At 65.9% G+C, this 25,681-nt stretch carries 20 protein-coding genes and 1 pseudogene; 11 read left to right on the forward strand and 10 right to left on the reverse strand.

Annotation, left to right across the window (positions count from 1 at the left end):
* Positions 1-41: 41 nt before the first annotated feature.
* The 4 genes from ACFQGD_RS31390 to ACFQGD_RS31405 all read right to left on the reverse strand — a co-directional run bounded on the left by ACFQGD_RS31390 (position 42) and on the right by ACFQGD_RS31405 (position 4,145).
* Positions 42-326 (reverse strand): hypothetical protein, encoded by a 285-nt coding sequence (locus ACFQGD_RS31390; protein WP_345391567.1) that lies wholly within the window; start codon positions 324-326, stop codon positions 42-44.
* Positions 327-366: 40 nt separating this feature from the next.
* Positions 367-1,389, reverse strand: a complete 1,023-nt coding sequence (locus tag ACFQGD_RS31395; protein ID WP_345391570.1) for a tyrosine-type recombinase/integrase — start codon at positions 1,387-1,389, stop codon at positions 367-369.
* Complete coding sequence (locus ACFQGD_RS31400) at positions 1,386-1,733, reverse strand: site-specific integrase (RefSeq protein ID WP_345391573.1); 348 nt, start codon at positions 1,731-1,733, stop codon at positions 1,386-1,388. The genes ACFQGD_RS31395 and ACFQGD_RS31400 overlap by 4 nt, the downstream gene beginning before the upstream one ends.
* Before the next feature lie 858 nt (positions 1,734-2,591).
* Positions 2,592-4,145 carry a M28 family metallopeptidase gene (locus ACFQGD_RS31405; RefSeq protein WP_345391576.1) on the reverse strand — a complete coding sequence of 518 codons (1,554 nt, stop codon included), beginning with the start codon at positions 4,143-4,145 and terminating at the stop codon, positions 2,592-2,594.
* A gap of 201 nt (positions 4,146-4,346) precedes the next feature.
* Here ACFQGD_RS31405 and ACFQGD_RS31410 point away from each other — a divergent pair, with 201 nt between their 5' ends.
* Entirely contained in the window at positions 4,347-5,321 is a 975-nt protein-coding gene (locus ACFQGD_RS31410; protein WP_345391579.1) for an NAD(P)H-quinone oxidoreductase, read from the forward strand.
* A gap of 3 nt (positions 5,322-5,324) precedes the next feature.
* On the opposite strand, the gene ACFQGD_RS31415 is transcribed toward ACFQGD_RS31410, so the two are convergent.
* Positions 5,325-6,524 carry a cysteine desulfurase-like protein gene (locus ACFQGD_RS31415; protein ID WP_345391582.1) on the reverse strand — a complete coding sequence of 400 codons (1,200 nt, stop codon included), beginning with the start codon at positions 6,522-6,524 and terminating at the stop codon, positions 5,325-5,327.
* A 145-nt stretch (positions 6,525-6,669) separates the two neighbouring features.
* Between ACFQGD_RS31415 and ACFQGD_RS31420 the strand changes: the two genes are divergently transcribed.
* Together ACFQGD_RS31420 and ACFQGD_RS31425 are read left to right on the forward strand one after the other, a co-directional pair.
* Positions 6,670-7,251, forward strand: coding sequence for a bacterial proteasome activator family protein (locus ACFQGD_RS31420; protein WP_390183417.1), 582 nt, complete (start codon positions 6,670-6,672; stop codon positions 7,249-7,251).
* A 160-nt stretch (positions 7,252-7,411) separates the two neighbouring features.
* Complete coding sequence (locus tag ACFQGD_RS31425) at positions 7,412-9,016, forward strand: lytic murein transglycosylase (RefSeq protein ID WP_345391588.1); 1,605 nt, start codon at positions 7,412-7,414, stop codon at positions 9,014-9,016.
* Between the two features lie 20 nt (positions 9,017-9,036).
* On the opposite strand, the gene ACFQGD_RS31430 is transcribed toward ACFQGD_RS31425, so the two are convergent.
* The 3 genes from ACFQGD_RS31430 to ACFQGD_RS31440 are packed head-to-tail and all read right to left on the reverse strand — an operon-like array spanning position 9,037 to position 13,114.
* The gene (locus ACFQGD_RS31430) at positions 9,037-10,770 is read right to left on the reverse strand and encodes an acyl-CoA dehydrogenase family protein (RefSeq protein WP_345391591.1); all 1,734 of its coding nucleotides are present in this window, start codon (positions 10,768-10,770) and stop codon (positions 9,037-9,039) included.
* 52 nt (positions 10,771-10,822) lie between these two features.
* Positions 10,823-11,986: a polysaccharide pyruvyl transferase family protein gene (locus tag ACFQGD_RS31435; RefSeq protein ID WP_345391594.1), complete on the reverse strand. Its 1,164-nt coding sequence runs from the start codon at positions 11,984-11,986 to the stop codon at positions 10,823-10,825.
* Positions 11,987-11,995: 9 nt separating this feature from the next.
* Positions 11,996-13,114: a spore coat protein gene (locus tag ACFQGD_RS31440; protein WP_345391597.1), complete on the reverse strand. Its 1,119-nt coding sequence runs from the start codon at positions 13,112-13,114 to the stop codon at positions 11,996-11,998.
* Between the two features lie 423 nt (positions 13,115-13,537).
* Between ACFQGD_RS31440 and wzm the strand changes: the two genes are divergently transcribed.
* The 3 genes and pseudogenes from wzm to glfT1 all read left to right on the forward strand — a co-directional run bounded on the left by wzm (position 13,538) and on the right by glfT1 (position 16,404).
* Complete coding sequence (gene wzm, locus ACFQGD_RS31445; protein ID WP_390183416.1) at positions 13,538-14,473, forward strand: galactan export ABC transporter permease subunit Wzm/RfbD; 936 nt, start codon at positions 13,538-13,540, stop codon at positions 14,471-14,473.
* Positions 14,474-14,476: 3 nt separating this feature from the next.
* A pseudogene (wzt, locus tag ACFQGD_RS31450) lies at positions 14,477-15,223 on the forward strand (galactan export ABC transporter ATP-binding subunit Wzt/RfbE); the annotation flags it as partial.
* A 266-nt stretch (positions 15,224-15,489) separates the two neighbouring features.
* On the forward strand, positions 15,490-16,404 hold the full coding sequence (gene glfT1, locus ACFQGD_RS31455) for a galactofuranosyltransferase GlfT1 (protein WP_345391600.1): 915 nt from the start codon (positions 15,490-15,492) through the stop codon (positions 16,402-16,404).
* A gap of 151 nt (positions 16,405-16,555) precedes the next feature.
* Here the strand turns inward: glfT1 and ACFQGD_RS31460 are convergent, their stop codons facing one another.
* Complete coding sequence (locus ACFQGD_RS31460) at positions 16,556-18,517, reverse strand: glycosyltransferase (RefSeq protein ID WP_390183443.1); 1,962 nt, start codon at positions 18,515-18,517, stop codon at positions 16,556-16,558.
* 136 nt (positions 18,518-18,653) lie between these two features.
* Entirely contained in the window at positions 18,654-19,139 is a 486-nt protein-coding gene (locus tag ACFQGD_RS31465) for a GtrA family protein (RefSeq protein WP_345392427.1), read from the reverse strand.
* A gap of 354 nt (positions 19,140-19,493) precedes the next feature.
* Between ACFQGD_RS31465 and ACFQGD_RS31470 the strand changes: the two genes are divergently transcribed.
* The 5 genes from ACFQGD_RS31470 (at position 19,494) to ACFQGD_RS31490 (ending at position 25,603) form a co-directional block, all read left to right on the forward strand.
* Positions 19,494-20,780, forward strand: a complete 1,287-nt coding sequence (locus ACFQGD_RS31470) for a hypothetical protein (protein WP_345391606.1) — start codon at positions 19,494-19,496, stop codon at positions 20,778-20,780.
* Between the two features lie 116 nt (positions 20,781-20,896).
* On the forward strand, positions 20,897-22,270 hold the full coding sequence (locus ACFQGD_RS31475) for an FAD-binding oxidoreductase (protein ID WP_345391609.1): 1,374 nt from the start codon (positions 20,897-20,899) through the stop codon (positions 22,268-22,270).
* A 150-nt stretch (positions 22,271-22,420) separates the two neighbouring features.
* Complete coding sequence (locus tag ACFQGD_RS31480; RefSeq protein ID WP_345391612.1) at positions 22,421-23,554, forward strand: hypothetical protein; 1,134 nt, start codon at positions 22,421-22,423, stop codon at positions 23,552-23,554.
* Between the two features lie 85 nt (positions 23,555-23,639).
* Complete coding sequence (locus ACFQGD_RS31485) at positions 23,640-25,220, forward strand: class I SAM-dependent methyltransferase (RefSeq protein WP_345391615.1); 1,581 nt, start codon at positions 23,640-23,642, stop codon at positions 25,218-25,220.
* Positions 25,217-25,603 carry a DUF6752 domain-containing protein gene (locus ACFQGD_RS31490; RefSeq protein WP_345391618.1) on the forward strand — a complete coding sequence of 129 codons (387 nt, stop codon included), beginning with the start codon at positions 25,217-25,219 and terminating at the stop codon, positions 25,601-25,603. Before ACFQGD_RS31485 ends, ACFQGD_RS31490 begins: the two co-directional genes overlap by 4 nt.
* Positions 25,604-25,681: the final 78 nt, after the last annotated feature.

Consider the following 25,681-nt stretch of genomic DNA (forward strand, 5'->3'; position numbering starts at 1 on the left):
TGACCCGAGTGCCCCCTGAATGGAGTAGCTGTTCAGCGCTGTCACGTTCTGTTGGTCTTCCGTGGTCGAGCACGTCGACCCCGGACCTGCGCGCTTCGCAACGCGAGGCCAGAGAAGTACGCCTTCCTCGCTGCCTCGGCGCGTGCGGCCCGAACCGGCGGCGGTAGCTCGCGGTTGGGGTCGACCTGGTCCTCGAACCGGTCGTGCGCTGCCTTGCGCGCCGCCGCGGTGCGCGCTGCTCGATCGGTCGTGTTCGCCCACGAGGTGTAGGCCGCGACCTTCGCGCGCAGGGTGCGCTGTGCCGGAGTCATCCCCTGTTCGGTCATGCTCCGAGCACAGCGCACCGCTTGTCACCCGTTTGGGTCGCTAGACGCGGTCACCGATGCGCAAGGCCCGGTGCGACTTGTGTGCCCGCTCGGCCGCCGCGCTTGCCCCGTACCGGCGCAACATCTCGGGGGACTTCCACCCCATGATCCGCATGAGGTCGGTCTCGTTGCCGCCCTCAAGCTGCCAGTAGTGCGCGAGCGCGTGCCGGAACATGTGCGGGTGAACATGCCCGATCCCGGCCTCGGTCGCTCGGCGCGACACCATGTTCCGGATGCCCGGCACGCGTAGCGGTCCCTGCCCAGTTGAGCCGAGCCACAGGTCGGGGAACGCGTGTTGCAGGTGTCGCCCGCGCAGCCGCAGGTACCGGCTCAACGCCTGCACGGTCTTCGCTCCGAGCGGGATCGTGCGGTCACGCCGTCCCTTCCCGTGCACGAGGATGCACTCGATATCGAGGTCTAGGTTATCGAGCTTGAGCGATCCGATTTCGTTGCGTCGGCCGCCGGTGTCCCAAAGAACGCGCAGAATGGCCGTGTCTCGGCGGTCAACGAAGGTTTTGCCCGAGCACGTATTGAGAAGGGCGCTCATCATGTCGTACGTGACGATTGGGATGGGCTTCTCGGGCACCTGTGGCGTCTTCATCCGGTCGAACGGCGAACGGTCGACCTCTTCCTCGTCGACCATCCACACGTAGAACGTGCACAGGCTGCGGAAGTGGTTTTTCGCGTTGCCGGGGGACGAGCGTTCGATCAGGTCCGCTATGTACTGCCGTAGTGCCGACGTGGTGACTGTCGTCGGCCCGTAGCCAAATTGCTTCTTGCCGTCGGCCTTGAATACCTGTTTGACGGCCCACTCGCCGAGCCTGCGCAAGGCGTAGAGGTAAATCCTGATGGTGTTTTCCGACTTGTTGTCGGCGAGCAGGGAACGCCCCCACTCCTTTGCGATCTCCCCCCACTCACCCGGCGGGAGTTGGAGGTACGCCCCCGAGCGGAGCCTGAACGTCATCGGCTCGGCGTCGACCAGGACGAGGTTAGGCGGCTCGGGAGCGAGCAGGACGGCGGTCACTGAGCTGCCCCCTTGCGGCCCTGCGGGTTCGTCCCGTCCATCGGCGAGGACTCGACTTCGCCGGCGTCGACTGCCCACCGGAAGAACCCGCGCAACACCGAGCGGTGGAGCATTGCCGCGGCGAGGTTCTTCTCGGCGCGAACCTTGTCGAGGTACGCCTGCACCGTCAGTGGCTCGATTGCGTTCGGACGCTCGCCACGAGCGTGCGCCCACACGCCAAACCGGTTGGCCACCGACTGATAGACAGTGATCGTTGACGCTGTGTGACTGAACTGGAGGTACTCGCGCCATCCCTCGACGAGCTTTCCCCACTCGCCCGGCGCGCTGCTTTTCTTCGTCTTCACGTTCACCAACCTGGTTCCCATTTGTCACCAGGCGTGTGCACTGGAAGCGCTGTGCTCGCTCAACTGTGCACTGTGAAGATCACCGCTGAACCGCGTTTCCGCAGTTCAGCGACTCACAGGGAAAGCGTGGGGCTCTGCGTGGCGGGGCCTTTGCAGGTCGCACGTTTTCAAGGCGAGTGCATTCGGCCGCTCTGCCACGCCTCCCTGCTGACGTCGAGCCTAGCTGGTCGCGCGAAGGCAGGAGTCGCCTGGTCCGCCCCGGCCGACACGCCGAAGTCCCAGGAGGAGTGAACGTGCTTGTCAGTGCGACGCAAAGCGCGCATGCTGGGAGGTGAACGGATGGCTGAGCCCGTGAGGTGGTGTGCGCCATTCCGGGCGCCAGCGGGCTGTGGCCTTACCGGGAGAGGCCAGGTGATGCAGTGTCAGGTAACCATCCGCGATTGACTGCCAGCTGTGTACCCGCGCCTGGTACGGACCAAACGGACCAGACGGGATTGTGAGCAGTTGCCACGCGGGCGTTCTGTCCGTGCGCCACATCCTCGCGCACTTCGGCGGTGGTCAGGCGCTACCTCGGTACGGTTTCTGCACCCATGCCGGCAGTGCCAGCCGTCGGCCCGCCCGCAGTCAATCGCCATAACAACTCGTCAGAACCTGAGTGCGGCTTCCGACTAGACAGCGCGGAGCCGCACTCAGTTATGTCCACACCGTTCCCAGGGCGACTTCGCCGGGTCTTTGCGAGAATGGCGCCGGCTATCGCACGGTATGTCCGCTTCGGCGCGCAAGAACCCTGACGAAGGCGAGCCCAGACAGCACTCGTGGGATGAGGATGGATGTCACCCTCATCCCACGAGTCGATGCCTACCGGGAGTCGCGGTTGCAGGCGTCGTGGTCGGTGTCGTGACCGTGCTGGTTGGTGTGCGTGTGCGAGATGTGCACCCGCTCGCCGGAGCGTTGCTGCGCGATCATCTTCTTGGACTTCATCATGCCGGGCTCGACGTTGTTGACGTCTTCGGTGCTCAGCGCGTACGTGCCGATAGTGGCCGCCATCGCGTCGGCGTTGACGTCCAGAGCGTCGTAGTTGACGTTGCCCAGGTTGTCGCACTCCTGGTGATAGCACTCGTCGTACGCGACGCCCGCGTCGCCACCCCACTTCTCGGCCTGCGCCTCGGTCTTCAGAACCTCGGCGCCGGTGAACAGACCGCCGGCGGGAATGCCAACCTCGATGAACGGGCCGTAGTCGGAGCGGCCGGTAAAGTCCGTGCCTTCCGTCGGGGTGCCGTTGTCCTCGATGTATGAGGCGAATTGTTCCTCGATCGCGGCCGACCCATACGGGCCGGGGCCAGCACCGACGCCATCCGAGTCATCACCGTCGTATACGAAGTAGCCCGCGTTCGGCGAGGCGATCATGTCGAAGTTCAGGTACAGCGCGATGTCGAGCTGTTGCTCGAACGACAGCTGCTCGACGTAATACTCGGAACCGACGAGACCCAGCTCCTCTGCGCCCCACCAGGCGAAACGCACCGCGTTCTCCACGTCCGGGTCGCCGCCGAGCGCGAGCGCGGTCTGCAACAACGCGCCCGAACCGCTGCCGTTGTCGTTGATGCCGGGACCAGCGGCGACGCTGTCCAGGTGCGCACCGGCCATCACGACGTTGTCCGTACGGCCGGTCGTCGTTTCCGCGATCACGTTGTAGGTCGTACGGTCCTCGGTGATGCCCTGGATGTTGAAGGTGGCGTCCTGGCCAGCCATCGAGACCAGTTCCTCACCTTGCTCCTGAGGTAGGCCCGCCGTGGGAATCTGCCCCGGCGAACCGAGAGTGCCATTCACCGGACCGGGCGAGTGGTTGTAGATCACCGCGCCGACCGCACCGGCCTCACCGGCGAACTTCTGCTTGTCGAAGAACGTGCACGCGCCTCGCTTGATCAGCGCGATCTTGCCGTCGACGTCGACGCCGTCGTAGTCGCTCGCCTCGCAGCCCGGCGTGTCATCGACAGGAACCTCGGCGAGCGGCGCGGTGACGCCGCCCTCCTGGGTGGACGGGCTGTAGCTCATCCTGATGACGTCGTAGTCGTTTCCACCGCTGGTCAGGCTCTCGGCAAGCGTCTCGTCGTAGACGAACGGGAACTCCTGCCGGGTGACATCGAAACCTTTCCTCTCCAGTTTTCGCGCGATGTACTCGGCGGAACGGTTGTAGCCCTCGGTGCTCGCGGCGCGGTTGCCACCGCTCGAATCGGCGATTCGCTGGAACGCGATCAAGTGTCGGTTGATCTTGGCGGCGCTCACCGCCTTCGCCAGATCCTGCGGCAACGAATCCTTCGGTTTCGCGGCCGCGCCCGGTCCCATGGTGAGGACAAGGGCAGCGCTCGCGCCGACCGCGATGGCGGCGGCGAATCGGTTCCTAGTTCGTGACATGAAAGGAACTCCCCTGATTACTGGATGCGTGGCAGGTGCGAGGCGCCACCCCGAACGGACACCTCGCACCTGGTAACCGATCACACTGCACGCGTGTTATCGAGAGCGTCAACCGTTCTTTCGTCGGGTTATGCACTGGTCAAACACGCTTCCCATGATTGCCGAGGGACGGACGAAATCGGCGATGACACACTGAGGGGCATGCACGCGATCACGATCAGCGAACCCGGTGGGCCGGAGGTACTGCGATGGACCGAGGTCCCGGACGCCGTCGCGGGTCCGGGCGAGGTACTCATCGACGTTGCCGCGTCAGCGGTGAACCGCGCTGACCTGCTCCAGCGGCAGGGCCTCTATCCACCGCCGCCCGGCGCGAGTGAGTACCCGGGACTGGAGTGCTCCGGCACGATCATCGAGGTCGGTGATGACGTCGAAGGTTGGCAGGAGGGCGACGAGGTCTGCGCCCTTCTCGCCGGCGGCGGCTACGCGGAGAAGGTCGCGGTACCCGCGGGCCAGCTACTCCCGGTGCCTGGCGAAGTTGAGCTGATCGCCGCGGCTGGCCTGCCTGAGGTGGCGTGCACCGTGTGGTCCAACGTCGTCATCGCCGCCGATCTCGCCGAGGACGAGCTGCTGCTGGTGCACGGCGGCGCTGGTGGTGTCGGCACGCACGCGATCCAGGTCGCCAAGGCGCTCGGCGCGCGGGTCGCCGTCACCGCTGGCGACGACGACCGGCTGGAGCGGTGCCGCCAGCTCGGGGCCGACGTCACGATCAACTACCGCACCGAGGACTTCGTCGAGCGCGTCAAAGAACACGGTGGCGCCGACGTGATCCTCGACGTCATGGGTGCGAAGTACCTGGAACCCAACGTCAACGCGCTCGCGACCGGCGGCAGACTCGTCGTGATCGGCATGCAGGGCGGCCGCAAGGCCGAGCTGGACATCGCGAAGCTGCTGGTCAAACGAGCGAGCGTGACCGCGACGAGCCTGCGCGCACGGCCGGTCGAGGAGAAGGCGGCGATCGTCGCGGACGTCCGCGCACGACTGTGGCCGCTGGTCGAGCAGGGCTCGGTCGCCCCGGTGATCGACCAGGTTCTGCCGATGTCGAACGCGGCGGAGGCGCACCGGACCCTCGACGCGGGCGGCATCTTCGGCAAGATCCTGCTCGCCTCGCACTCCTGACCGTCAGCGCAGCTGGTACAACGCTCGCACGAACTGGTTGACGTCGAAGTCGTTGCTGTAGTGCGCGAGCCCAATGCGCACCACACCCCCGACCTCGGCCACGCCGAGCGAGCCGAACAGGCCATCCGACCCGTCGTCGGTGAACGCACAGATCCCCTGCGAGGCCAGGTGGGCGGCGACTTCCGCCGCCTTCCTGCCACGCACGGTAAGCGCCAGCGCGGGAATCCGGCGGATCGCGTCGCCGATCACGGTGACGTGCGGCATCGCGCGCAGTTCGCCGAGCATTCTGTCGTGCAGCTCGCTGGTGTAGGCCTTGACTGAACCTATCGACGTCAGCAGGCGATTGCGGCGAGAGCCCTTCGCGGCGTCATCGAGATTCGCGAGGAAGTCGATCGACGCGACGAGGCCCGCCAGCGTCGGGTATGGGTGTTGGCCTAGTTCAAGCCGTTCCGGACCGGAAGCCGATGCGTCCAGCGCGACCGGAGGCAGCTGATTCAGCACGCTGGGGTCGCGGAACACCAGCGCGCCGACAGACGGGCCACCCCAGGTCAGCGCGGACAACGCGATGACGTCCGCGCCGGAGGCGCCGATGTCGAACGGGACGAACGGAGCGGCGTAGGTGGCGTCGACGAACACCATCGCGCCGACGCGCTTGGCGAACTCCGCCACCGTTGGCAGATCCGGCCGGGTGCCGATGGTTCCGGCGGCAGCCGTGATGGCGACGACCTTGGTGCGTGCGGAGACGAGTCGTTCGTACTGCCATGCGGGCAAGTCGCAGGTCTCGATGTCGATCTCGCCCCAGCGCACCGCGCCGCCGATGCGACGCATCGCCTGCTGCCACGGCCGTTGGTTGGCCAGCTCGTCCAGCCGGGACACGACCGCTTCGTCGCCAAGTGTCCAGGTCTCGGCGCAGACGTCGGCGAACCGCTTGATCAGCACCGCGGGGTTGGGGCCGAGTACGACGCCGTCCGGATGGCCGCCGACCAGGTCAGCGACGGCGCGACGGGCGGCGGCGACGATGCTTTCCGCGCGCTGCGAGGCGGGAAACGCCGCGCCAGGACCGGAGACTGGCGCCCGCATGGCCGTGACGACAGCCGACGCGACCTGTTCGGGGACCAACATCCCGGCCGCGCCGTCAAGGTGAATCCACCCGTCACCCAGTGCGGGATAAAGCCCGCGAATCCGAGCGATGTCGAACGGCATGATGACACCGTACGGACGTCTAACCAACGCGGATCTCCGGGTCGACCAATACCGGCAGCCATTAGGAGGAGCGCCGACTACCCTCAGGACAGGCACCACGCAACAGCACGCAGGCCACCAACTCAGAGATTGCAGGATGGAGCACATGACGGAGCCGAACACCCCTGAACCCGACTCGACCGGCGGCGGCGAACAGGACCAGTCACATCGCGTGGTTGTAGTCGGCCCCGATGGCGCGCCTGTCGGCACCGCGCGCATCCCAACGGACGCCGAGTCCGACGAGAAGAACGGCGTCGGCGATCTCGTCGAAGAACCGGCGAAGGTCATGCGTATCGGCACCATGATCAAACAGCTGCTCGATGAGGTCAAAGCAGCTCCGCTGGACGACGCGAGCCGCAACCGGCTACGCGAGATTCACGAGACGTCTGTCAAGGAGCTGGAGCAGGCGCTCGCGCCCGAACTTCAGGAGGAGATGGAGCGCCTCGTCGCGCCATTCACGGCGGAGACGACACCGTCGGACGCGGAGCTGCGGATCGCACAGGCACAGCTTGTCGGCTGGCTGGAGGGACTGTTCCACGGCATCCAGACGGCGTTGTTCGCACAGCAGATGGCGGCACGGGCGCAGCTGGACCAGATGCGAAGGGGCCTTCCCGCCGGCAGCCACGGCATGCAGCAGCCGGGCGCCGAACCGCACCATGGCGTGACCGGCACGGGTCAGTACCTGTAGTGCCGCGAATTGTGCTATTCGGAGCAACGGCGGCCGTAACGGTGAGCAACGTGAGCCAAACGTCTTAGCGGAACTACGCTCCGCGCAGGCCTCGCCTTGACACTCTTCGTGAACGCTGCGTAACTGTCTCTCGGCTCAGTTCACGGGAGGGGAACGGTCGATGCCGAGAAGCGAGCGAGGGCCACGCCGCACTACCGCCACGACGCTGGCATGCGTGTGTGGGCTTGCCGTGACGTCACTCGCGGCGGGCGCGCAACCACACGACGCGGGAACGGTGCCGCTCGCGCTCCCGGACTTCGCCGCACATCCGCCGGTGCCGCGGGACTTCCCACTTCCAACAAGCAACCAGCGCGACGAATCGACCTCGGACCACGAGGCGGCCAGCATCGGCGAGCGACTCAACCGGATCGTCCAGCAAACATCGGACGAAGCGGAGCCGTCGCCCGCCATCGCACTCGGCGACGGGACGATCCCGCGACAGGTGCTTGCCGCGTACCGGCGCGCCGCGGATGTCCTGAGCAGGCGCGACGCGGCCTGCCAATTGCACTGGTCCGTACTCGCTGGCATCGGGCGCATCGAATCGGGGCACGCGCGGGGCGGTGCGTTGTTCCGTGACGGTCGCACGGCGAGTCCCATCCTCGGTCCCCGGCTCGACGGCTCGCTCGTGGGCACGGCGACGATCCCCGACAGCACCGGCGGCCAGTTCGACGGCGACACCGTGTGGGAGCGCGCGGTCGGACCCATGCAGTTCTTGCCGTCGACGTGGTTGCGGTACGCGCAGGACGGCAACGACGACGGCGTGCGCGATCCACACAACGTCTACGACGCCGCGCTGGGTTCCGGTGTCTACCTTTGTGCTGGGGCGCGGGACCTTTCCAACCCGTCGCAGCTTAGACAGGCGTTATTCAGTTACAACCCGTCACTCGACTACGTGCGGGCCGTGCTGGCGTGGGCCGATCACTACGCGGGGCTCGGGCCACGACCCAGTGCCGGGCGAACCGTCACGCACACGCTCGCGGCATCGCGCGACGCTGGCGAGGCCGCGACTAAGCCGAAAGACCGGAAGCCAGACGACGTCCCGGCGCAGCCCCCGAAACCGCCCACGGCAACCACGCCAGCAGACTCCCCCGGTCCGGATTCGGACGCTGGCAACGCGGAGAGCGCGGACAACGATTCGTCGACGCCAGACACCGACCACGACTCGGACTCCACAGAGGACACTGAAGGAGCTGAGGAATCGCCTGCCGCTCCGAGCGACGAGAACAAGAGCCCGGACGGATCAGACAGCCCAGAACCTTCGGAGCCGACAGACCCCACAGAGCCAGCGGAACCAACAAAGCCAGCGGAACCAACAGAGCCTTCCGAACCCACAGAGCCAACGGAACCAACAAAGCCAGCGGAACCGACCGAACCCTCGGACCCGACCGAGCCCACCGAGCCCGGCGATCCCAGCTGCGAGCAGCCAGCGGACACCGACGGCACCGCCGACGAGGAGAGCGCGGAAACCGAGGACCGGGCCGGCGATACCAAAACGGACGATGCCGGTCCGCGGGACGACACGACCGACGACTCACCGCGGAACGACGCGGGACCAAACGACGGCACCTGCGAAACGCCTGACGGCGACGGATCCGACAGGTCCGACGGCTCCAGCGGAAACTCCGACGGCTCCGACGTCGACGGGAACAACGGCGCTGGCGGAAACGACACTGACGGATCAGACCGCTCCAGCGGAAATGACGCGGATGGAGACGGCGCGGCGTAACCGCCGTCAGTACGGCCGCGTCAGTGCAGCCGAGGTGTGTATCCGCCCCGGTTGTAGGCCAGCCGCGCGATGGAGTGCATCTGCTCGTCGTCGTTGCGCTCCACCAGTCGCAGCTGAGCACCGACCCGGTGCGCGGCGCGGTCGCAGAACGACGACGCGATGTAGCGCTCCTGTCCGGAGGCCTCGACGCCCTGGTCCTCGAAGAGCGCCGTGGTGCGGGAGATCGTCGCGACCTGGGCATAGATGTCGCACGCGGCGTCGGCGATGCGTTTCTGCTGTCGCTGCCGGAGCTGGACGTCCTTGCCGTGCGTGCGCAGCAGCGTCTCCACCGCGCCCCGCAGTTGCCGCGTCTGGTTCGACACCGCCTCGGCCTGCTTCGCCAGCTTTGGGTGCGCCGCCTCCAACGACGCCGGACGCAACCGACGACTCACCTGCCCACGCACGAACTCCGCCAACGTCCCGATCGACCCGATCGGATCGGACAGGTTGATCGAGCGCAAATCCTCGAACTCCCCCGCCACCGTCTTCATTCCGGACAACGCGATGAACGCGCGCAAGACGTCGTTGGCGCCCTCGAAGATCGGGAAGATTCTCGTGTCGCGCAACGTCTTCGAGATCGGTGAGTCCGCCATGTACGCCTCGCCGCCCATCAGTTGGAACACGCGGTTTACGGCGTACCAGTTAAATTCGGTCGCCGCGACCTTCGACATCGCAGACTCGACGGAGTAGTCAGGCACGCCCGCGTCGACCAACCCCGTTGTCAGGTACGCCAGCGACTCCAACCCGTACAGGTACGACACCATCCAGCCGACTTTGTCCTCGACCAATTCGAAATCGGCTAGTGGCATGCCGAACTGCTCGCGGCGCGTGGTGTGCTCGATGGCCTGCTTGATCAGCGCCTTCGTGCCGCCGACGACGCCGGTGCCCAGCGACATCCTGCCGTTGTTCAACGTCGACATCGCGATGCGGAAGCCCTCGCCCGGCTCACCGAGTACGTTCTCCTTCGGCACGCGCACGTTGTTGAACGTCAGCTTGCGCAGGTCGTTGCCGAGCAGGCCGAGGGTGTCGAACCGGTGCGGCGCCTCGAAACCGTCCATGCCCTTCTCGACGATGAGCGCGACGTGGCCGTTCTCACAACGCGCGAACACGCAGACGACGTCCTTGGCGCCGTTCCCTATCCAGCGCTTCTCGCCGTTGAGCAGGAATGATCCGTCCGCCTGCCGCTCCGCGTAGGTCTCAACGTGATAGGCGTCCGACCCGGCATTCGGCTCGGTCAGGCCGAACGCGGCGAGTTTGCGACCAGCGGCGAGATCCGGCAGGAACCTGGCCTTCTGCTCCTCGGTGCCGAACATGTGGATCGGCTTCATCCCGATGGACTGGTGCACGCCCATCACGACCGACAACGTCGCGTCGTAGCCGCCGAACTCCTCCATCACGCGGCAGTAGCCAGTCTGCGACAGACCCTGGCCGCCGTACTCCGGCGACACATACAGCCCAAGCAGCCCGCGCTCACCGAGGCCCTTGATGATGTGATCGCCTACCCAGCGTTCTTGCTCGACCAGCGCGGGATCGTAGGAGTCGTCCAGGAACTCGTGCGCCGAGTCGATCAGCCCGTGGACCTTCCGCGACTCGTCGCGGCTCAGCTTCGGGAACGGGAAGACCAGCTCGTCCGGCAGCTCCCCGGCGAACATCGACTTCGCGAACGACGAGACCTGCTGATCCCGTGCTGGCTGGTTCGTCGTGTCGTCGCTCATCCCCCGATCATGGCTGAACTCGGCGCGTCTCGCCCGTCAGCGGCGTGTCACTTCACACCGCGTACACCGACTCCGCCAGCTGGCGCTTGCGCTTGCGGTACCCGTCCAGCGTCTCCGTGTCGAATCCGCCCCGGCCGGGGCGCGCGGGAAGCTCGCCGAAGTCGGACAGCAACGTCCAGTTGGACCCGAGGTCGAGCAGCGAGCGGTGCTTGGTCGTGTAGTAGTTCTCGCTGATCGGCACCGCGATCCCGGACGCTCCGGCCGCCGCGGCGACCAGGTGCAGGTGGAACCGCGTCGACACCCACGTTTGCGAGGGCATCACGGGCAAGCCGTTGTCCCACAACTCGGCGAACGAGTAGAAGCGCGCACCAGGCAGTTCCTGCTCGATCAGCCCGACGATCCGGTTGTCGACCCGCGGGATGCCCTCGAGGAAGCACACCGTCTCCGGCCGCACCCGCCACACCCGCAACAGCGACAGCACCGCCCCCGCGAGCGCGCCGGGGCCGGTGTCGTTGCGGTCAGACTGCACGCACACCATCACCTCGGGCGGCGCCTGGCCCGGCCAGACGTCCTCCGGCGCGACGGCGGGCCGCTGCGCGATGGCTAGGAACGCATCGTCCAACCCGGGCTCGATGCCGAGGACGTCGGCTGACTCCGCGTCCCGGACGTCGACGACGTCGAACCGTCCGGTCAGCGCCCGCAGCAGCGGGGTCGCGTCCTCAGGCACCGGGACGAGGCCTTGACCGGTCATCGCGGTGCGCGCGTTGGTGGTCCGCGCGACGGCGGCGACCCCGCCGAGCAAGCCGAAGTGGTGCGGCCAGATGCCGTTCACGTATCCGCCGCCGAGCACGTGGAAGACGTCGGCGCGGTGCAGCTGTGCGATGCCGTGCTGCCGCGCGGGAGCTATTCCGGGGTCGGCGACCGCGCGCTGCACCCACGCCGCGACCTCCCACGGGTCGTCCGAGTCCAGCTCGCGGGTGGCGTCACCGCACAGCCGCCACAGCGTGTCGACGAAGCGCACCCTGGGATGCGTGGCGCCGTGCAGCAGCTGAGCCGGGCCGGGCGAGTGGGTGTCGACCCATACCTCGGCGTCCGGCGCTACCTCGGCGAGGTAGCGCAGCCAGCCGTCGGCGATCAGCTCATCGCCGTAGTTCGGGAACCCGGCAGGGGTGATCAGGTAGTAGATACGGTCTCGTGGATGATCCCAGGGCGCCATGCCGACATCCTAGGGCGCATCCTCCGCCAGTGACGGAGACGAATCGGCCGATTCCGCCGGCGGTTCGTCCGCATCCGCCTGCTCGGCTACCGCCGCCAGCCGCTCGGCCGTGCTTGGGCGTTTCGGAGCCTCCGCCAACTGCTCGGTGACAACGTCGAGCACTCGTCCCCCGCCATCGCCGTCGACGATGTCGGCGGCACGGTCGCCGTAGGCCACACGCGGTTCGCGGTCGGTCAGCAACCGCCGTAGCTCGCGAACCGCACCCGAGTTGTCCTCGGCCAGGTCTTCCGCTGTGCCTAGCCCGGCAGCGACGCCCAGTTCGACGGCCGCCTCGTAGTTCATCGCCTGGTTGTCCACGAGCTGGACCACCGCGGCGGGCGAACCGATGCAGCACAGTTCGGTCAGGGTTATCCCCGCCGCGCTGATGACCAGATCCGCGTCGGCGAACAGATTGGGCAGGCCGTCATGCGGCGCGACGACGTCGAACCGCTGCCCCTTGCCCTCGGTGGGGACGTCCGGGTCTCCGTGGGCGAGAACGTCCGCGTGGAACGGCTGTTCGGTGTCGCGCAGCGCGGTCAGGAGCGCCGTCACCGTGTCGCGCCACAATGACCCACCGCCGAGCACGACGACGACACGCGGCGGGTCGCCGTCGGGTGATGTGGTGCTCCGGCGCTCACGCGCGTCGCGCACGGTCCGGCGGATCGGCGCGTAGCGGGGTCCGGTGAGCACGGTCGGCGAGCCGTCGTCCGGCCGTTCGTGCGGCCGGAGCGCCGCATCCACGACGATGTCCGCCGCCCTGCGACCGAACGTCCCGCCCTCAACCGAGACGAGCAGCGCACCGGCGGCGTTGACCGGGTCGCGCAGCTCATCGAGGTCGTAGTGGTCGACGAGCACGACATCCGCGTCAGCGGCGAGCACACCGAGCGCGGCGGGACCGTCGGCGGCGGGCACCCGCTTCACACCGAGCTCGTCAAGCCGGCTGACCAGCCAGTCAGCGTTCTCGACGGTGCCGGAGTGGGTGACCTGCCAGCCTCGCGCCGTCGCCTCTTCCGCGAACGCGACGGCGCGGCCGACGTGACCGATCCCCATGGCGCCCGACGCATCGGACCGCAGCAGCAGCCGGGTCACGGCCGCACCTCCTTCTGTTCGACGTCCGCGCACATGATGTCCGACCGGCATGACACGGGACACAGGAGGGCGAAGGATGCGCGCGCTACGCGGCCACTTGGACACGAATCTCACGGCTACTTGGACAGCAGCTCAGTTGCCGGACGCCTTACTTCGCTGGGCTACGACGTGTCGAGCGTCAGGCGGGCGACGCCTTCACCGCGAGCGTGGTGCTCTACGCGGGGTCGGACTCGATCAGTTTTGGTCCCCGTTTGAAGGCGCTCCCGGTGAGCGCCCTGTGACACCTGTGACACCGACGCGCGGCAGTGGGAAAACACCGGAATACGACATCCCAGACGCCGATCGACGTGGCTCACCGCTCGTCCGGTCGCACGTCCTGCCTGCCATAACCGCCCCGGCAGCGGACCGGTACCCTCATGGCTCGTGCAGCAAACAAGCACGACGGAGCCGCCCGTCAGGACCCAACCAGCCGCGGTCGACACGGACAAGTCGCGCACGTTCAGGCGCGCGTTCGCCGACATCGGCGCGGGCCTACGCACCCGCCAGTTGTGGAGTCACCTCGGCTGGCAAGACATCAGGCAGCGCTACCGCCGGTCGACACTCGGGCCGCTGTGGATCACCCTCAGCATGGGTATCACCGCGATCGGCCTCGGGCTGCTGTACTCCCAGCTCTTCGGCGCTCCGATCAGCGCGTACGTGCCGTACATCACGGCGGGGTTTCTCACCTGGAACTTCATCATGTCGTCCCTCAAAGAGGGGTCGAACACGTTCATCAGGAACGCGGGTCTCGTCAAACACCTCCCCTCGCCGCTGACGGTTTACGCACTGCGCACCACGTGGCGGTTGTCAATCATCTTCCTGCACAACCTCGTCATCTACGTCATCGTCATCGCGGTGTTCTTCACGAGCTTGAACGAGCCGTACAAGCTGGTCGACAACGCGAAGGACGTACACCCCGGGCTCGGCTGGTACTCCCTGCTCGCGATCCCCGCTCTCGCGATTTTCTTGATCAACAGCGTGTGGGTCGTCCTCCTGTTCGGCATCATCTCCACCCGGTTTCGGGACGTCCCGCAGTTCATCGACTCGATCAGCAGTCTGCTGTTCTTCATGACGCCGATCGTGTGGTCTGTTGACACCCTGGCCGCGAAGTTCGGCGAAGGAGCCGACACCGGGCCACGCACGCTGATCTACCAGCTCAATCCGATGTATCACTTCCTGCAGATCGTGCGGGCGCCGCTGATCGGTGGCGAGCAGAGCTGGCACCACTGGTGGATCGTTCTCAGCGTCACCGTCATTGGCTGGTGCCTCACCCTGGTGGTGTTGCGCAACTACCGTGCCCGTGTCTCGTATTGGGTGTGACTCATGGTCAGTATTGAGGTCCGTAACGCCTACGTCGACTTCCCGATCTTCGACGCCAAGACCCGTTCGCTGAAGAAACGCGTGCTCGGCAAGGTCGGCGGCCACATCGGCATGGACAGCAAGGTGCCCATCATCGAGGCGCTGCGCGACATCAACCTCTCGCTGTCCGAGGGCGATCGCGTCGGCCTCGTGGGGCATAACGGCGCGGGCAAGTCGACCCTGCTGCGGCTGCTGTCGGGGATCTACGAACCGACGAGGGGCACCGCGAAGATCCGGGGCAGGGTCGCGCCCGTGTTCGACCTCGGTGTCGGCATGGACAACGAGACTTCCGGCTACGAGAACATCATCGTCCGTGGCCTCTACTTGGGCATGACCCGCAAACAGATGGAGAAACGGGTCGATGACATCGCGGATTTCACCGAGCTGGGTGACTACCTCCAGATGCCGCTGCGCACCTACTCCACCGGCATGCGGGTGCGGCTCGCGCTCGGCGTCGTGACGTCGATCGATCCGGAAATCCTGCTACTCGACGAGGGCATCGGCGCGGTCGACGCCGCGTTCCTCAAGAAGGCGCGCTCCCGGCTCGTCGACCTGGTCAACCGCTCCGGCCTGCTCGTCTTCGCCTCCCACCAAGACGGCCTGCTCATGGACCTCTGCACGTCAGCCATCTGGATGGACGGCGGGGAGATGAAGCAGCAAGGCCCGCTGCGCGACGTGCTGACGGAATACAAGGGCAAGGACCCCTTCGAAAAGCGGGCGGCCCGGCGCGGCGTGAAGAAGGGCCCCGGCGGCAAGGGCAAGGGCGGTCCCGGCGGCCGAGGCGGTCGCGGTGGCGGCAAGGGCCCTGGCGCTGGCGGCGGCCCCCGCGCCGGTGGCGGTAAGGGTGCTGGCGCGAACGGCGCTACACCCGCGGGCGGGAACTCAGACAGCCCCACTCAGCCCACGTCCGACGGCAAGCCCGCGGCGGCCGATAGCAACCCGGCGAGCACCGGCACCCCCTCGACCGGCGGTGACCAGTGACTGAGTCGAGCGAGCGGCAGGCACTGCCGACCGGATCAGTGGTGGCGGTCGTCGTCACCCGGCATCGACGCGAACTGCTCGCCAACTCCCTCAAGATCGTCGCGGCGCAGACAAGGCCGGTCGACCACCTCATCGTCGTCGACAACGGCCCTGATCAGCCGGCCAAGGACGTCGTCGAGGCGGCGGGCGTGCCGCATACCTACCTGCCGTCACACCATAACCTCGGCGGCGCGGGCGGATTCGCGCTCGGCATGCTGCACGCTCTCGCGATGGGAGCGGACTGGGTCTGGTGCGCCGACGACGACGGCAGGCCAGCCGATGAGCACGTACTCGAAGTCCTGCTCAACGAAGCGACGACGCGCGAGCTGGCCGCCATCTCGCCCATGGTCGTCAACATCGACACCCCGGATCAGCTCGCCTTCCCGCTACGACGCGGCCTTACATGGAAGCGCACGTCGGAGGAGCTGGGCGAGGACTTCCTTCCCGGCATCGCCTCACTGATGAACGGGGCGCTGTTCCGCGCGTCGACGTTGGACGTCGTTGGCGTGCCCGATCTGCGGCTGTTCTTCCGTGGCGACGAGGTCGAAGTCCATCGGCGGCTGGTGCGCTCCGGGCTGCCGTTCGGGACGTCGCTGAAGGTGCGCTACCTGCACCCCGACGGCTCGGACGAGTTCAAGCCGATGCTGTGGGGCAAATTCCACGCGCAGGACCCGGAGAACGACGTCAAGCGGTACTTCACCTACCGCAACCGGGGTTACCTGCTCTCCCAGCCCGGCATGCGCAAGCTGGGGATGCTTGAGGTTATCCGGTTCGGGCTGTACTTCATCGGCCACAAGCACAGCCCACGCGAGTTCGTGCGGTGGCTGCGGCTGGTCCGGCAGGGCCAGCGCGAGCGCTTCTTCCGCTACTGATCCGCGCGACGTCGGGCAACGTCCGTCGGGTCGCCGTCCGACAAGTTGATCTGAAGACATTGTGGTCGTCATGGCGACCGCAACGTCTTCAGATCAACAGCGAACCGGGGCCGATGGGGCGGCTGCGCCGCCGCCCGGCCCGCCACTCACCTCACAACCGGTACAGCCGCTGCCAGTTCTCCCGGCTGGTCAACTCCGGCATCGCCTTCTTGTACTGCTCCCGCACGGCGGGGCCTTCCTTGCGCAGACGGCGGATCAGCTTGAACCCGCGCTTGGCGAGCCGCATCATCTCCTGCTTGTCGTATTTGCGCAGCCGCACGCCTTCCTGCGACATGTCAGTGACGACGGCGGTCTCGAACAACGCGACGTGCCACCACTGCGCATCGGTGACCGGGATCTGGCCGATCTTGTAGCGGTGCTTGCCGCGGAGCTTGTCGATGATCCGCTTGATCATAACCAGGTTCTTCCTGGTCGGCGTCGGACCCGCGTTGACGATGGCGATCCGGTTCGAGCCGACGCCGGGCACCTCGGTGGCATCGTGGCGCTTCGACTCCGGGTAGTGCGACCGAAGCTCACGGATCTCTTGCATCGCCTTGACGCCACCGTCGTGCAGGACGTCCGGCCCTTCGAGGAAGTCCTCGACCGCCTTGAACAGCGTGGCGGTCAGCGCGTACTGCATGCCGAGCAGGTACCGGATCATGTGCCCGGTGACCGTCTTGGCGAGCAGGTTGATGTCGAACGGCGTGTGCAGCGCCGCGGTGATCATCGCGTTACGCAGGTTGAAGTAGCGGTGCCACTCGTCCCAGTCCTTCCAGTGGAAGTCCGCGTGCCAGACTCCAGCACCGGGCAACGTGACGGTACGGAAGCCCTTGGACTTCACCCGGAAGCCGTACTCTTGGTCGTCCCACTGGAAGAAGAACGGCAGCGGGTAGCCACACTTCGCGACGATCTCGTACGGGATGAGGCAGGCCCACCAGCCGTTGTAGGCACCATCGACGCGGCGCTCCTGCTGCCTGGGCTTACCACTGCGGGGATCTAGGCGCAGCAGGTCAGCGCGGGCGAGCGCGTGCTTGACGACCTGGCCGGTCTCCAGTGTGTTCGGCAGCGCGTACTCGGCACTCCGATGCAACTGGTGCGGGTGCAGCAGGTTCAGCATCTGACCGCCGATGATGGCGGGCGCGGCCGAGCGGTTCGAGAACGCGGTGAGGCGGACGATAATGTCCGGCTCGAGCAGCACGTCGTCGTCCATGAACAGCACGTTGGCGTGTTCGGTCTCGGTGTGGCTCGCGACTTCGTAGAGGCCACGGGTGAAGCCGCCCGCACCACCGAGGTTGGGCTGCTGGATGTACTCCAGCTTCGCGCCGAGGTCACTGGCGACCTGGGCGAAGCCCTCACGGGAGTCAACCGTGTCCGTACCCTGGTCGGCGACGTAGATGACGTCGAGCGTCTCCATGGAGTCGATGTCATCGGCGAGCGCGCGCAGGTTGGACAGGCAGTCGTCGGCGCGGTTCATCGTGCAGATGGTCACCGCGGTCGGCCGGATCTTCTCCGGTGCGTCGACGGTCCAGCGAACGTTCTCGATCGTGAGCGACTCGCCCGAGCCGGTCTCGATCTCCAGCCACATCGCGCCGCCGTCGAAAAACTTGTCGATCTTAGCGTCCAGCGTGACCCGCTGAGCGGCGGCGTCGGCGACATGGGACGACGTCACCCGGCGCGGCTCGCCTTCGTAGTCCGACGCCCCGATGTAAACGCTGCCAGTACCGGTGGCGGTCAGCTCGACCGTCACATCCCGTGCCGTGGTCCAGCGCTGCCAGTAGGACGCGGGGAACCTGCCGAAGTACGTATTGGTCGTGACCTCGGCGTTCGGCCCAACGGTCAGGGTGTCGCGCGTGCGCGTGACGATGCCCTTGCTGTGCTCGGAGACCCTCGCGTAGAGATCCCGGCTTACCAAGTCGGACGGCCCGACGAACAGGCCACGCTGGGCGAGCAGGCGACCATGCGACACGTGTTCGGTGAGGATGGGCTCGTTGTCCGCCTTGGCCTTCGCCAGATCCTCGGCAGTCGCCGTGGCGGAATGACCGTTAGTCGAGTCGGTCTGCGTAGCCTCGGCCATGTCCTCGGCCTTCTTACTCTCCGGAACTGTCTTGCCGGACATCGCGCCTCATTCCTGATTACTGTCTGCCATGCAACGCGGGGCTTCGGTTCGCGGGGTCAAGGTACATGGTGCGATTTCCGCGCCTTCACCCACATCAACCACGTAACGAATCTTTACTTTCCACTGACCGACCAGTTTGCCGAGCCCGTTCCCTAAACACCACGAACCTGAGCATGACGAAGTTAATCGTCGTGGCCGTTGCCTGGGAAACCACCCAGGCGAGGTCCTCTCGCCAGCCGGTTGTTGGCAATGTGTGCAACAACGCGGAGTTGACGCCTACCGCGACCGCGAACGTCGAGCCGTAGAGCATCATGAAACCGCTGGCCTGGCGGATACCGCCGGTCGCGTCGAAGGTGAACCGCTTGTTGAGCACGTAGGCGGTTGTCGTCCCGATGATGAAGCTGACGCCACGCGCGATGTCGATCAGCGGAGAGACGTCCATGCCGAATGCGAGCAACGTCTTGTAGGTACCGAAATCGAGCACCGCGCAGAAGGCGCCGACGGCCCCAAAACGGACCAGTTGCGCGAAGACCGATCGAGAACGGGCGTCTCGCCTAGAAAATCTCGGTCCACTCGCCACGGATTCTGTCACCACCGCTTTACCTTTTCATTGCACTCTCTTTGAACTCGACGTATCTCTGCTTACCAGCAGCCGAGACGGCGAGTCTAAGCGGTCACCCGACGAACAGCTGGCACAGTGACACGCACTCGCGAGCCGCAGCCCTAGTAGTCCCGAGTCGCGGCGCGCGGCAGGCCGCACAACCGATGGTCGTCGCTAGCGCGCGCCGGAGCTGGCCAAGAGGGACACCGTCGCGAGGTTCGCTACAGTGCGTACCGCACAAGGGTGCATAATTGGACGCCCTCGACTTACCCTGCCGCCACCTCGCAAGCAGGGTACCCTCCCGCTCGCTCCGAGGGGGTATACGGGTGAGACTTGAGTCAGACGTTCACAGGAAGAGAGCAGGCGTTGAGCGCGAAGACGGTTTACCTCCACATCGGCACGATGAAATCGGGGACCACGTACCTACAGGACGTGATGAAGAGCAACAAGGAGCTTCTTGCCGAACGCGGTGTGCTGTGGCCCGGCCGTCACTGGGGTGACCAGGTCTACGCGGCACGCGATCTCGCGAACATCAACCCGCACGATTACCGTCCCTCGATCGTGGCCGGATCCTGGCAACGCCTGGTCGACGAGATCCACGCGTGGGATGGGCATGCCGCCGTCATCTCGATGGAATGGCTGGCTGGCGGTGCGCAGCCGGACCACATCCGCCACGCGGTGGAGACTCTCGCGCCTGCCGAAGTTCACGTGATCCTGACCGGCCGGGATCTCGCACGCAACATTCCAGCCACGTGGCAAGAGGACATGCAAAACTGGATGACCTGCTCGTGGCAGGACTTCATCGCCGCCGTGCGCGATCCCGAGTCAGCCCCCATCGACGCGGGGAAACGCGTGTGGCGGCAGCAGGACCTCGGGGCGATCTTGCGCAAGTGGAACGAGGTCATCCCCGCCGAGCGGACGCACGTCATCACGGTCCCACCACCAGGTGCCGACCCTGGCGCGTTGTGGGAACGGTTCGCCGCGGTGATCGGCATCAAGCCTGACGAGTACAGCCCGCCACCCCGCGGCGTTAACACGTCACTCGGCGTGACCTCGGCTGAGCTGATGCGGCGGGTCAACACTCTCAGCCACAAGCGGGGCATGAAGTGGCGAAAGTCCGAGCGGCTGTTCAAACAGATTCTCTCCAAGCAGGTGCTGAGCCAGCGCAAGGGAAAGGAGCCCGCGCTCGTACTGCCAGACGAGCACTGGCCATGGGCCATCGAACAGGGCAAACGTATCGCCGCCGAGGTTGAACAGACCGGCGCGCGGGTGTGGGGTGATCTCGCCGAACTGGTGCCGGACCGTGCTCACGCGCGCGAAGGAGCTACGCCGGACCAGGCGACCGACAGCGAGCTGCTCGAGGCGGCGCTCGACGGCATAGTCGGCCTTGTCGCTCACGTCCAGAACAAGATTCCGACGCTGGACCAGCAGCAAGAGATGGAGAACCGGCGCCACAACCAGGCCCAGCAGGGTGAGGCACCGCGGAATCACCAGGAACCGGCAAGTCAGATTGTGAAGCGTTGCCTCGTTGAGCTAGCCCAGCGAGGAGGCGTGATGGGCGCGCTGTATCGCTTCTGGCAGACCGGACGTCGCAAGCTGCGCGGGACCACACGGTCCTGACGATGGGGAACGAGCCCGCTCGCCAGGCCTCCGCGAGCGGGGCTCGTTGAATGTCGGCCGCGGGCCGCGAAGCACGTCGCGCGGGTGTTCACCAGCCAACTCGCTACCCTGGGCGAGTGGCCACATCGCATCACCCTCCACGCAGGACCGCACTGACGGGATGGGCACGCACGGCGCCCACGGTCGCCGACGTCGTGCGGGCCGAGAACCCAGATATCGCCATCAACGCCGTGCGGCAAGCGGGCGAGCGAGGCGTCATCGCGCGCGGCCTTGGCCGATCGTACGGGGACCCTGCCCAGAACGCCGGCGGCGTCGTCATCGACATGACCGCGCTCAACCGCATCCACTCGATCGACGCGAACAGCGGGCTCGCCGTGCTGGACGCCGGTGTCAGCCTGGACACCCTGATGCGGGCCGCGTTGCCATTCGGCCTCTGGGTTCCGGTGCTGCCCGGCACCCGGCAAGTCACCGTCGGGGGCGCCATCGGCTCGGACATCCACGGCAAGAACCATCACAGCGCGGGCAGCTTCGGCAACCACGTGGTGTCCATGGAGCTGCTCACCGCCGACGGCGAGGTTCGCACACTCACCCCTGACGGGCCGGAATCGGAACTGTTCTGGGCCACGGTCGGCGGCATGGGGCTGACCGGCATCGTGCTGCGCGCGACGATCGCGATGAAGCACACCGAGACCGCGTACTTCATCGCGGACACGGACCGCACGGCTGACTTGGACGAGACCATCGAGCTGTTCTCGGACGGCTCCGACGACCGGTACGACTACTCGTCGGCCTGGTTCGACTCCATCTCGACCGACTCGCGGCTCGGGCGGGCCGCGCTCGGTAGAGGGTCCCTGGCAACGCTGGACCAGTTGCCGAAGAGGCTCCGCGCGCACCCGCTGAAGTTCGACGCGCCTACCCTGTTGACACTGCCGGATATCTTCCCGAACGGCCTTGCCAATCAACTCACCTTCAGCGCGATCGGTGAACTCTACTATCGCAAAACCCCGAAGCGCGGTCGCGGCATGGTGCAGAATTTGACCGCGTTTTACCACCCGCTGGACCTGTTCGGGAAGTGGAACCGGGCATATGGGCCAAATGGGTTTCTCCAGTACCAATTCATAGCACCATTCGGCAAGGATGACGAATTTCGCGCGATCGTGCGACGTATCGCCGAATCGGGCCACGTGTCGTTCCTGAACGTCTTTAAGCGATTCGGAGCGGGCAACCGAGCACCGCTGTCGTTCCCGATGCCAGGCTGGACGATCACCGTCGACTTTCCGATAAAAGACGGTTTGCACCGGCTGTGCACGGAGCTTGACGAACGGGTGATGAGCATGGGCGGACGGCTCTACCTGGCGAAAGACTCCCGGATGAGCCCGGAAGGATTCGCCGCTATGTATCCCCGATTGGACGAATGGCGCAAAGTCCGCGATGCCGTCGATCCGAACGGTACTTTCAAGTCCGATTTAGCCCGGCGACTCGCAATTTGACGACACTTCGGTCATAACGAACAGATAACGGACCCGCCGCCGGTCAACATTTGGTGGTCATTATCCTCTCGGGGCATGGTCGATCGCTCACGGCGCGTGTATCTGCACATCGGTGCACCCAAAACGGGAACCACATACCTTCAGCACGTGATGACGCGAAAGCGATCACGGTTGCGCGAACTCGGTCTCCTTTATCCGGAATCGAGTGGAAACGCGCATTTTCTGGCAGCGCACGATCTGCGAGGTTTGGACTACTACGGAGTGTCCGGACCGAAAATCGCAGGTGCCTGGGGCAATGTCGTCGGAGCGGTACGCGGGTGGGACGGTCCCGCCGTCATCTCGCACGAGATGTTCTCACTCGCGGACGCCGAGACCGTGCGGCGCGCGATGCGGGATCTCGAGGGCCTCGAGGTGCACATCGTGATAACCGCCCGCGACCTGGCACGTCAGATTCCCGCGCACTGGCAGGAAGACATCAAAAACCGCGGCTTGTTGACCTATGCGGACTACCTGCACTCGCTGAAGCGTATCGACGACACGGTCAACCCGTTCTTCGCCAACATCTTCTGGAACTACCAGAACCTGCCATCGGTGCTGCGTACCTGGGCTGGCGACATCCCGCCGGAACGGGTCCACATTGTGACAGCACCCCCGCGCGGTACGACCCATAAGGACGCACTCTGGCCACGATTCGCGCGCACCATCGGCATCGACCCCGCAGAATGCCCTGCTGACGTGACGGTCCGCAACCCCTCGATGGGTCTCGTCGAAACGAACCTGCTGCGGCGACTCAACAGCAGAATCATCGACACGCTGGACGGCCCGAGCTATCACAACATGATCAAGCACTACCTCGCCGTCGATGTGCTCGCGGCGCGGTCCGACTCGACACCGCTGCGGCTGCCTGTCGAGGACAGGGAATGGGTCACACAACGGGCCAAGGAACTCGTTCGGGAGCTACGGGAAGCCGAGTATCACGTCGTCGGCGATCTAGAGGAGCTTGTTCCCATCTGGGACGAAACGGAGCAACTCACCCGCCACCCCGACGATGCCAGCGACGCCGAAATGCTGGACGCGTCACTCGACGCGCTAGCCGGTGTGCTGCATCGAATGGACGAGATGCGCGAGCAGCTACGAACGCTGGGCGATCGAGAGACGGCGTCGCCACTCAGACTGAGCGCCAAGTGGGCCGCGCGGAAATATCCCCGGCTGGCGAACATGGCGCGAGGCGGGCTGAGCGTCGTCGGCCGGGTGCGCGGTCGGCTTGCCGCATGTCGGCGCTGAGGACCGTGGTGGGCCCGGAAGACCGTGAACGAACGCTGTACCCGACGTGAACAACCTCATACATCCGGGTGTATCGTGCCGTGCTATGACGAAGCCCGCGACGGGGGAACGCGATGCTGCCCAGGCCTTTATCAGCGATGACGCACTGCGCCTGCCGTGCGAGTGGGACGCGGTTCTGGATGTCTGTATCGGCGGGCGCCGGATATGGTCCATAGAGCCTCCGTCACAGAAGGAGATCGCCGCGGGTGAGTCGCGTCGCATCCCATGGCCCGAGGTTTTGCTTCCCTTCCTGACCGGGAAGGCGCGGGTCACGATTCGCGAGCACTTGAGTGGCCACGTTCTACTGGAACAGGACCACCGGTTCGGCACCGGCGATGGAGAGGTCCGCGTTGTCAACGCGGCCGGTAACCCGCTGACGGTGAACAAGTCCGGTCGACTGGATCGTGCCTTCGACACCGGCAGCGACAAGATGGTGAGCTCCCTGCTCGATGGCGTCGAGACGCTGCTCACCGATCTCCGTGAGGTATGCGGGGTCGAGGCTTTCCTCGCGTTCGGCGGCCTGCTCGGTGCGGTCCGGAAAGGCGAGCTCATCGGGCACGACACCGACCTTGACGTCGGATACCTCAGCGCTTACACGCATCCGATCGACGTGGCCAGGGAATCCTTTCAGATGCAACGAATGCTCCGCCGCCATGGCTACACGCTGCATCGCTTCTCGACGGCGGACTTCAAAGCACGTATCAAGGACCCGGATGGCGGCACCCGCGGCATCGACATCTTCGGCGGCTTCATCGTCGATGGCTACTTCCACTTGATGCCGAGCGTCAGGGCACCGCTGCCCCGCTCGGCGATCCTGCCGTTGAGCACGGTAACGCTGCACGGCCGACAGGTAGTGGCACCAGCCGACCCGGAAGCCCTCCTCGAAGCGACGTACGGGCCGAACTGGCGAGTTCCGGACCCGTCATTCAAACACCGACCACCGCCGTCGACTCGTCGACGCCTACAAGGATGGACACGCGGATTGAGACAACACGTTCGCTACTGGGAGTCGTTCTACAGCAGCCGGGAGAGCGCGGCCGTTCCAGATGAGCCGTCCGCCTTCGCGCAATGGGTACACGAACGCGAGTCGACGCCTGGTCGGCTCGTCGATATCGGCTTTGGTACCGGTCGCGACGCGCTATGGTTCGCCCGCTCAGGATACCAAGTCCACGGGCTCGAATACGCCCGCGCCGCGGTCAAGAACGCGCAGAAGACCGCAGATGCCTCGGACCTGCCCGCCGAGTTCGAGTTCTTCAACCTTTACGAGTTGCGCCAGGTGCTAGCGGTAGGAGCTCGGCTGGCACAGCACGAGACGCCACCTACGCTCTATGGGCGCTTTCTGCTGCACGCGATGGAGGATGCGGGCCGCCACCATCTCTGGCGACTCTCCCAGATGGCACTGCGCAAGGGCGGACGCCTGTATCTGGAGTTCCGCACCGGTAAGGACGCCAAGGCGGAACATGTCTTCGGTGAGCACTTCCGTCGCTTCCTTGACCCCGACGCCGTGGTTGACGAGATCGAGACCCGTGGCGGAAAGATCGACCACCGAGAGGAAGGCCACGGCCTCGCGGTTTACAAGGACGAGGATCCGCACGTGTGCCGACTCGTCGTGAGGTGGGACCAGTGAAACGCCAGGTAAGGGCCGCGGGACGCCGCATCGCCGAACGAATCGCCCCAACGGCGATGACCTCGATCTCCAGCGTGCCTCAGCTGCGTACGCGGCTACAGCAGGTTGGCGAGCGTGCGACCACGGCCATGCAGCGAACCCGTGCGTTGGACAAACGAGTCACCAAGCTCGAAAAGGGTGGTCCTTCGGGGGCGGCGAACAAGCAGATCCGCGCCCTGCAGGAGCGCGTCGCGAGCCTCGAAGCGGAGATCCAAGAAACGCGTCGGCTCAACCGTTACGTCGCGGAAGTGACCGACGTCGTTCAGGAGGTCTTGCTGCCAGCCGCCGACCGCGACGACGAACGCTTCAAGAAACTCCTCACCCGTTATAACGACAGCTTCTAGTGCCCTCACTGACCCGCCATGGGTCACTCAATGCGGGAAACCGGTGGCGGAGTCCGTGGGTCTTCCCACCGTGCACTA

The organism is Haloechinothrix salitolerans, from assembly GCF_042662605.1.
GTDB classification, from domain to species: domain Bacteria; phylum Actinomycetota; class Actinomycetes; order Mycobacteriales; family Pseudonocardiaceae; genus Haloechinothrix_A; species Haloechinothrix_A salitolerans.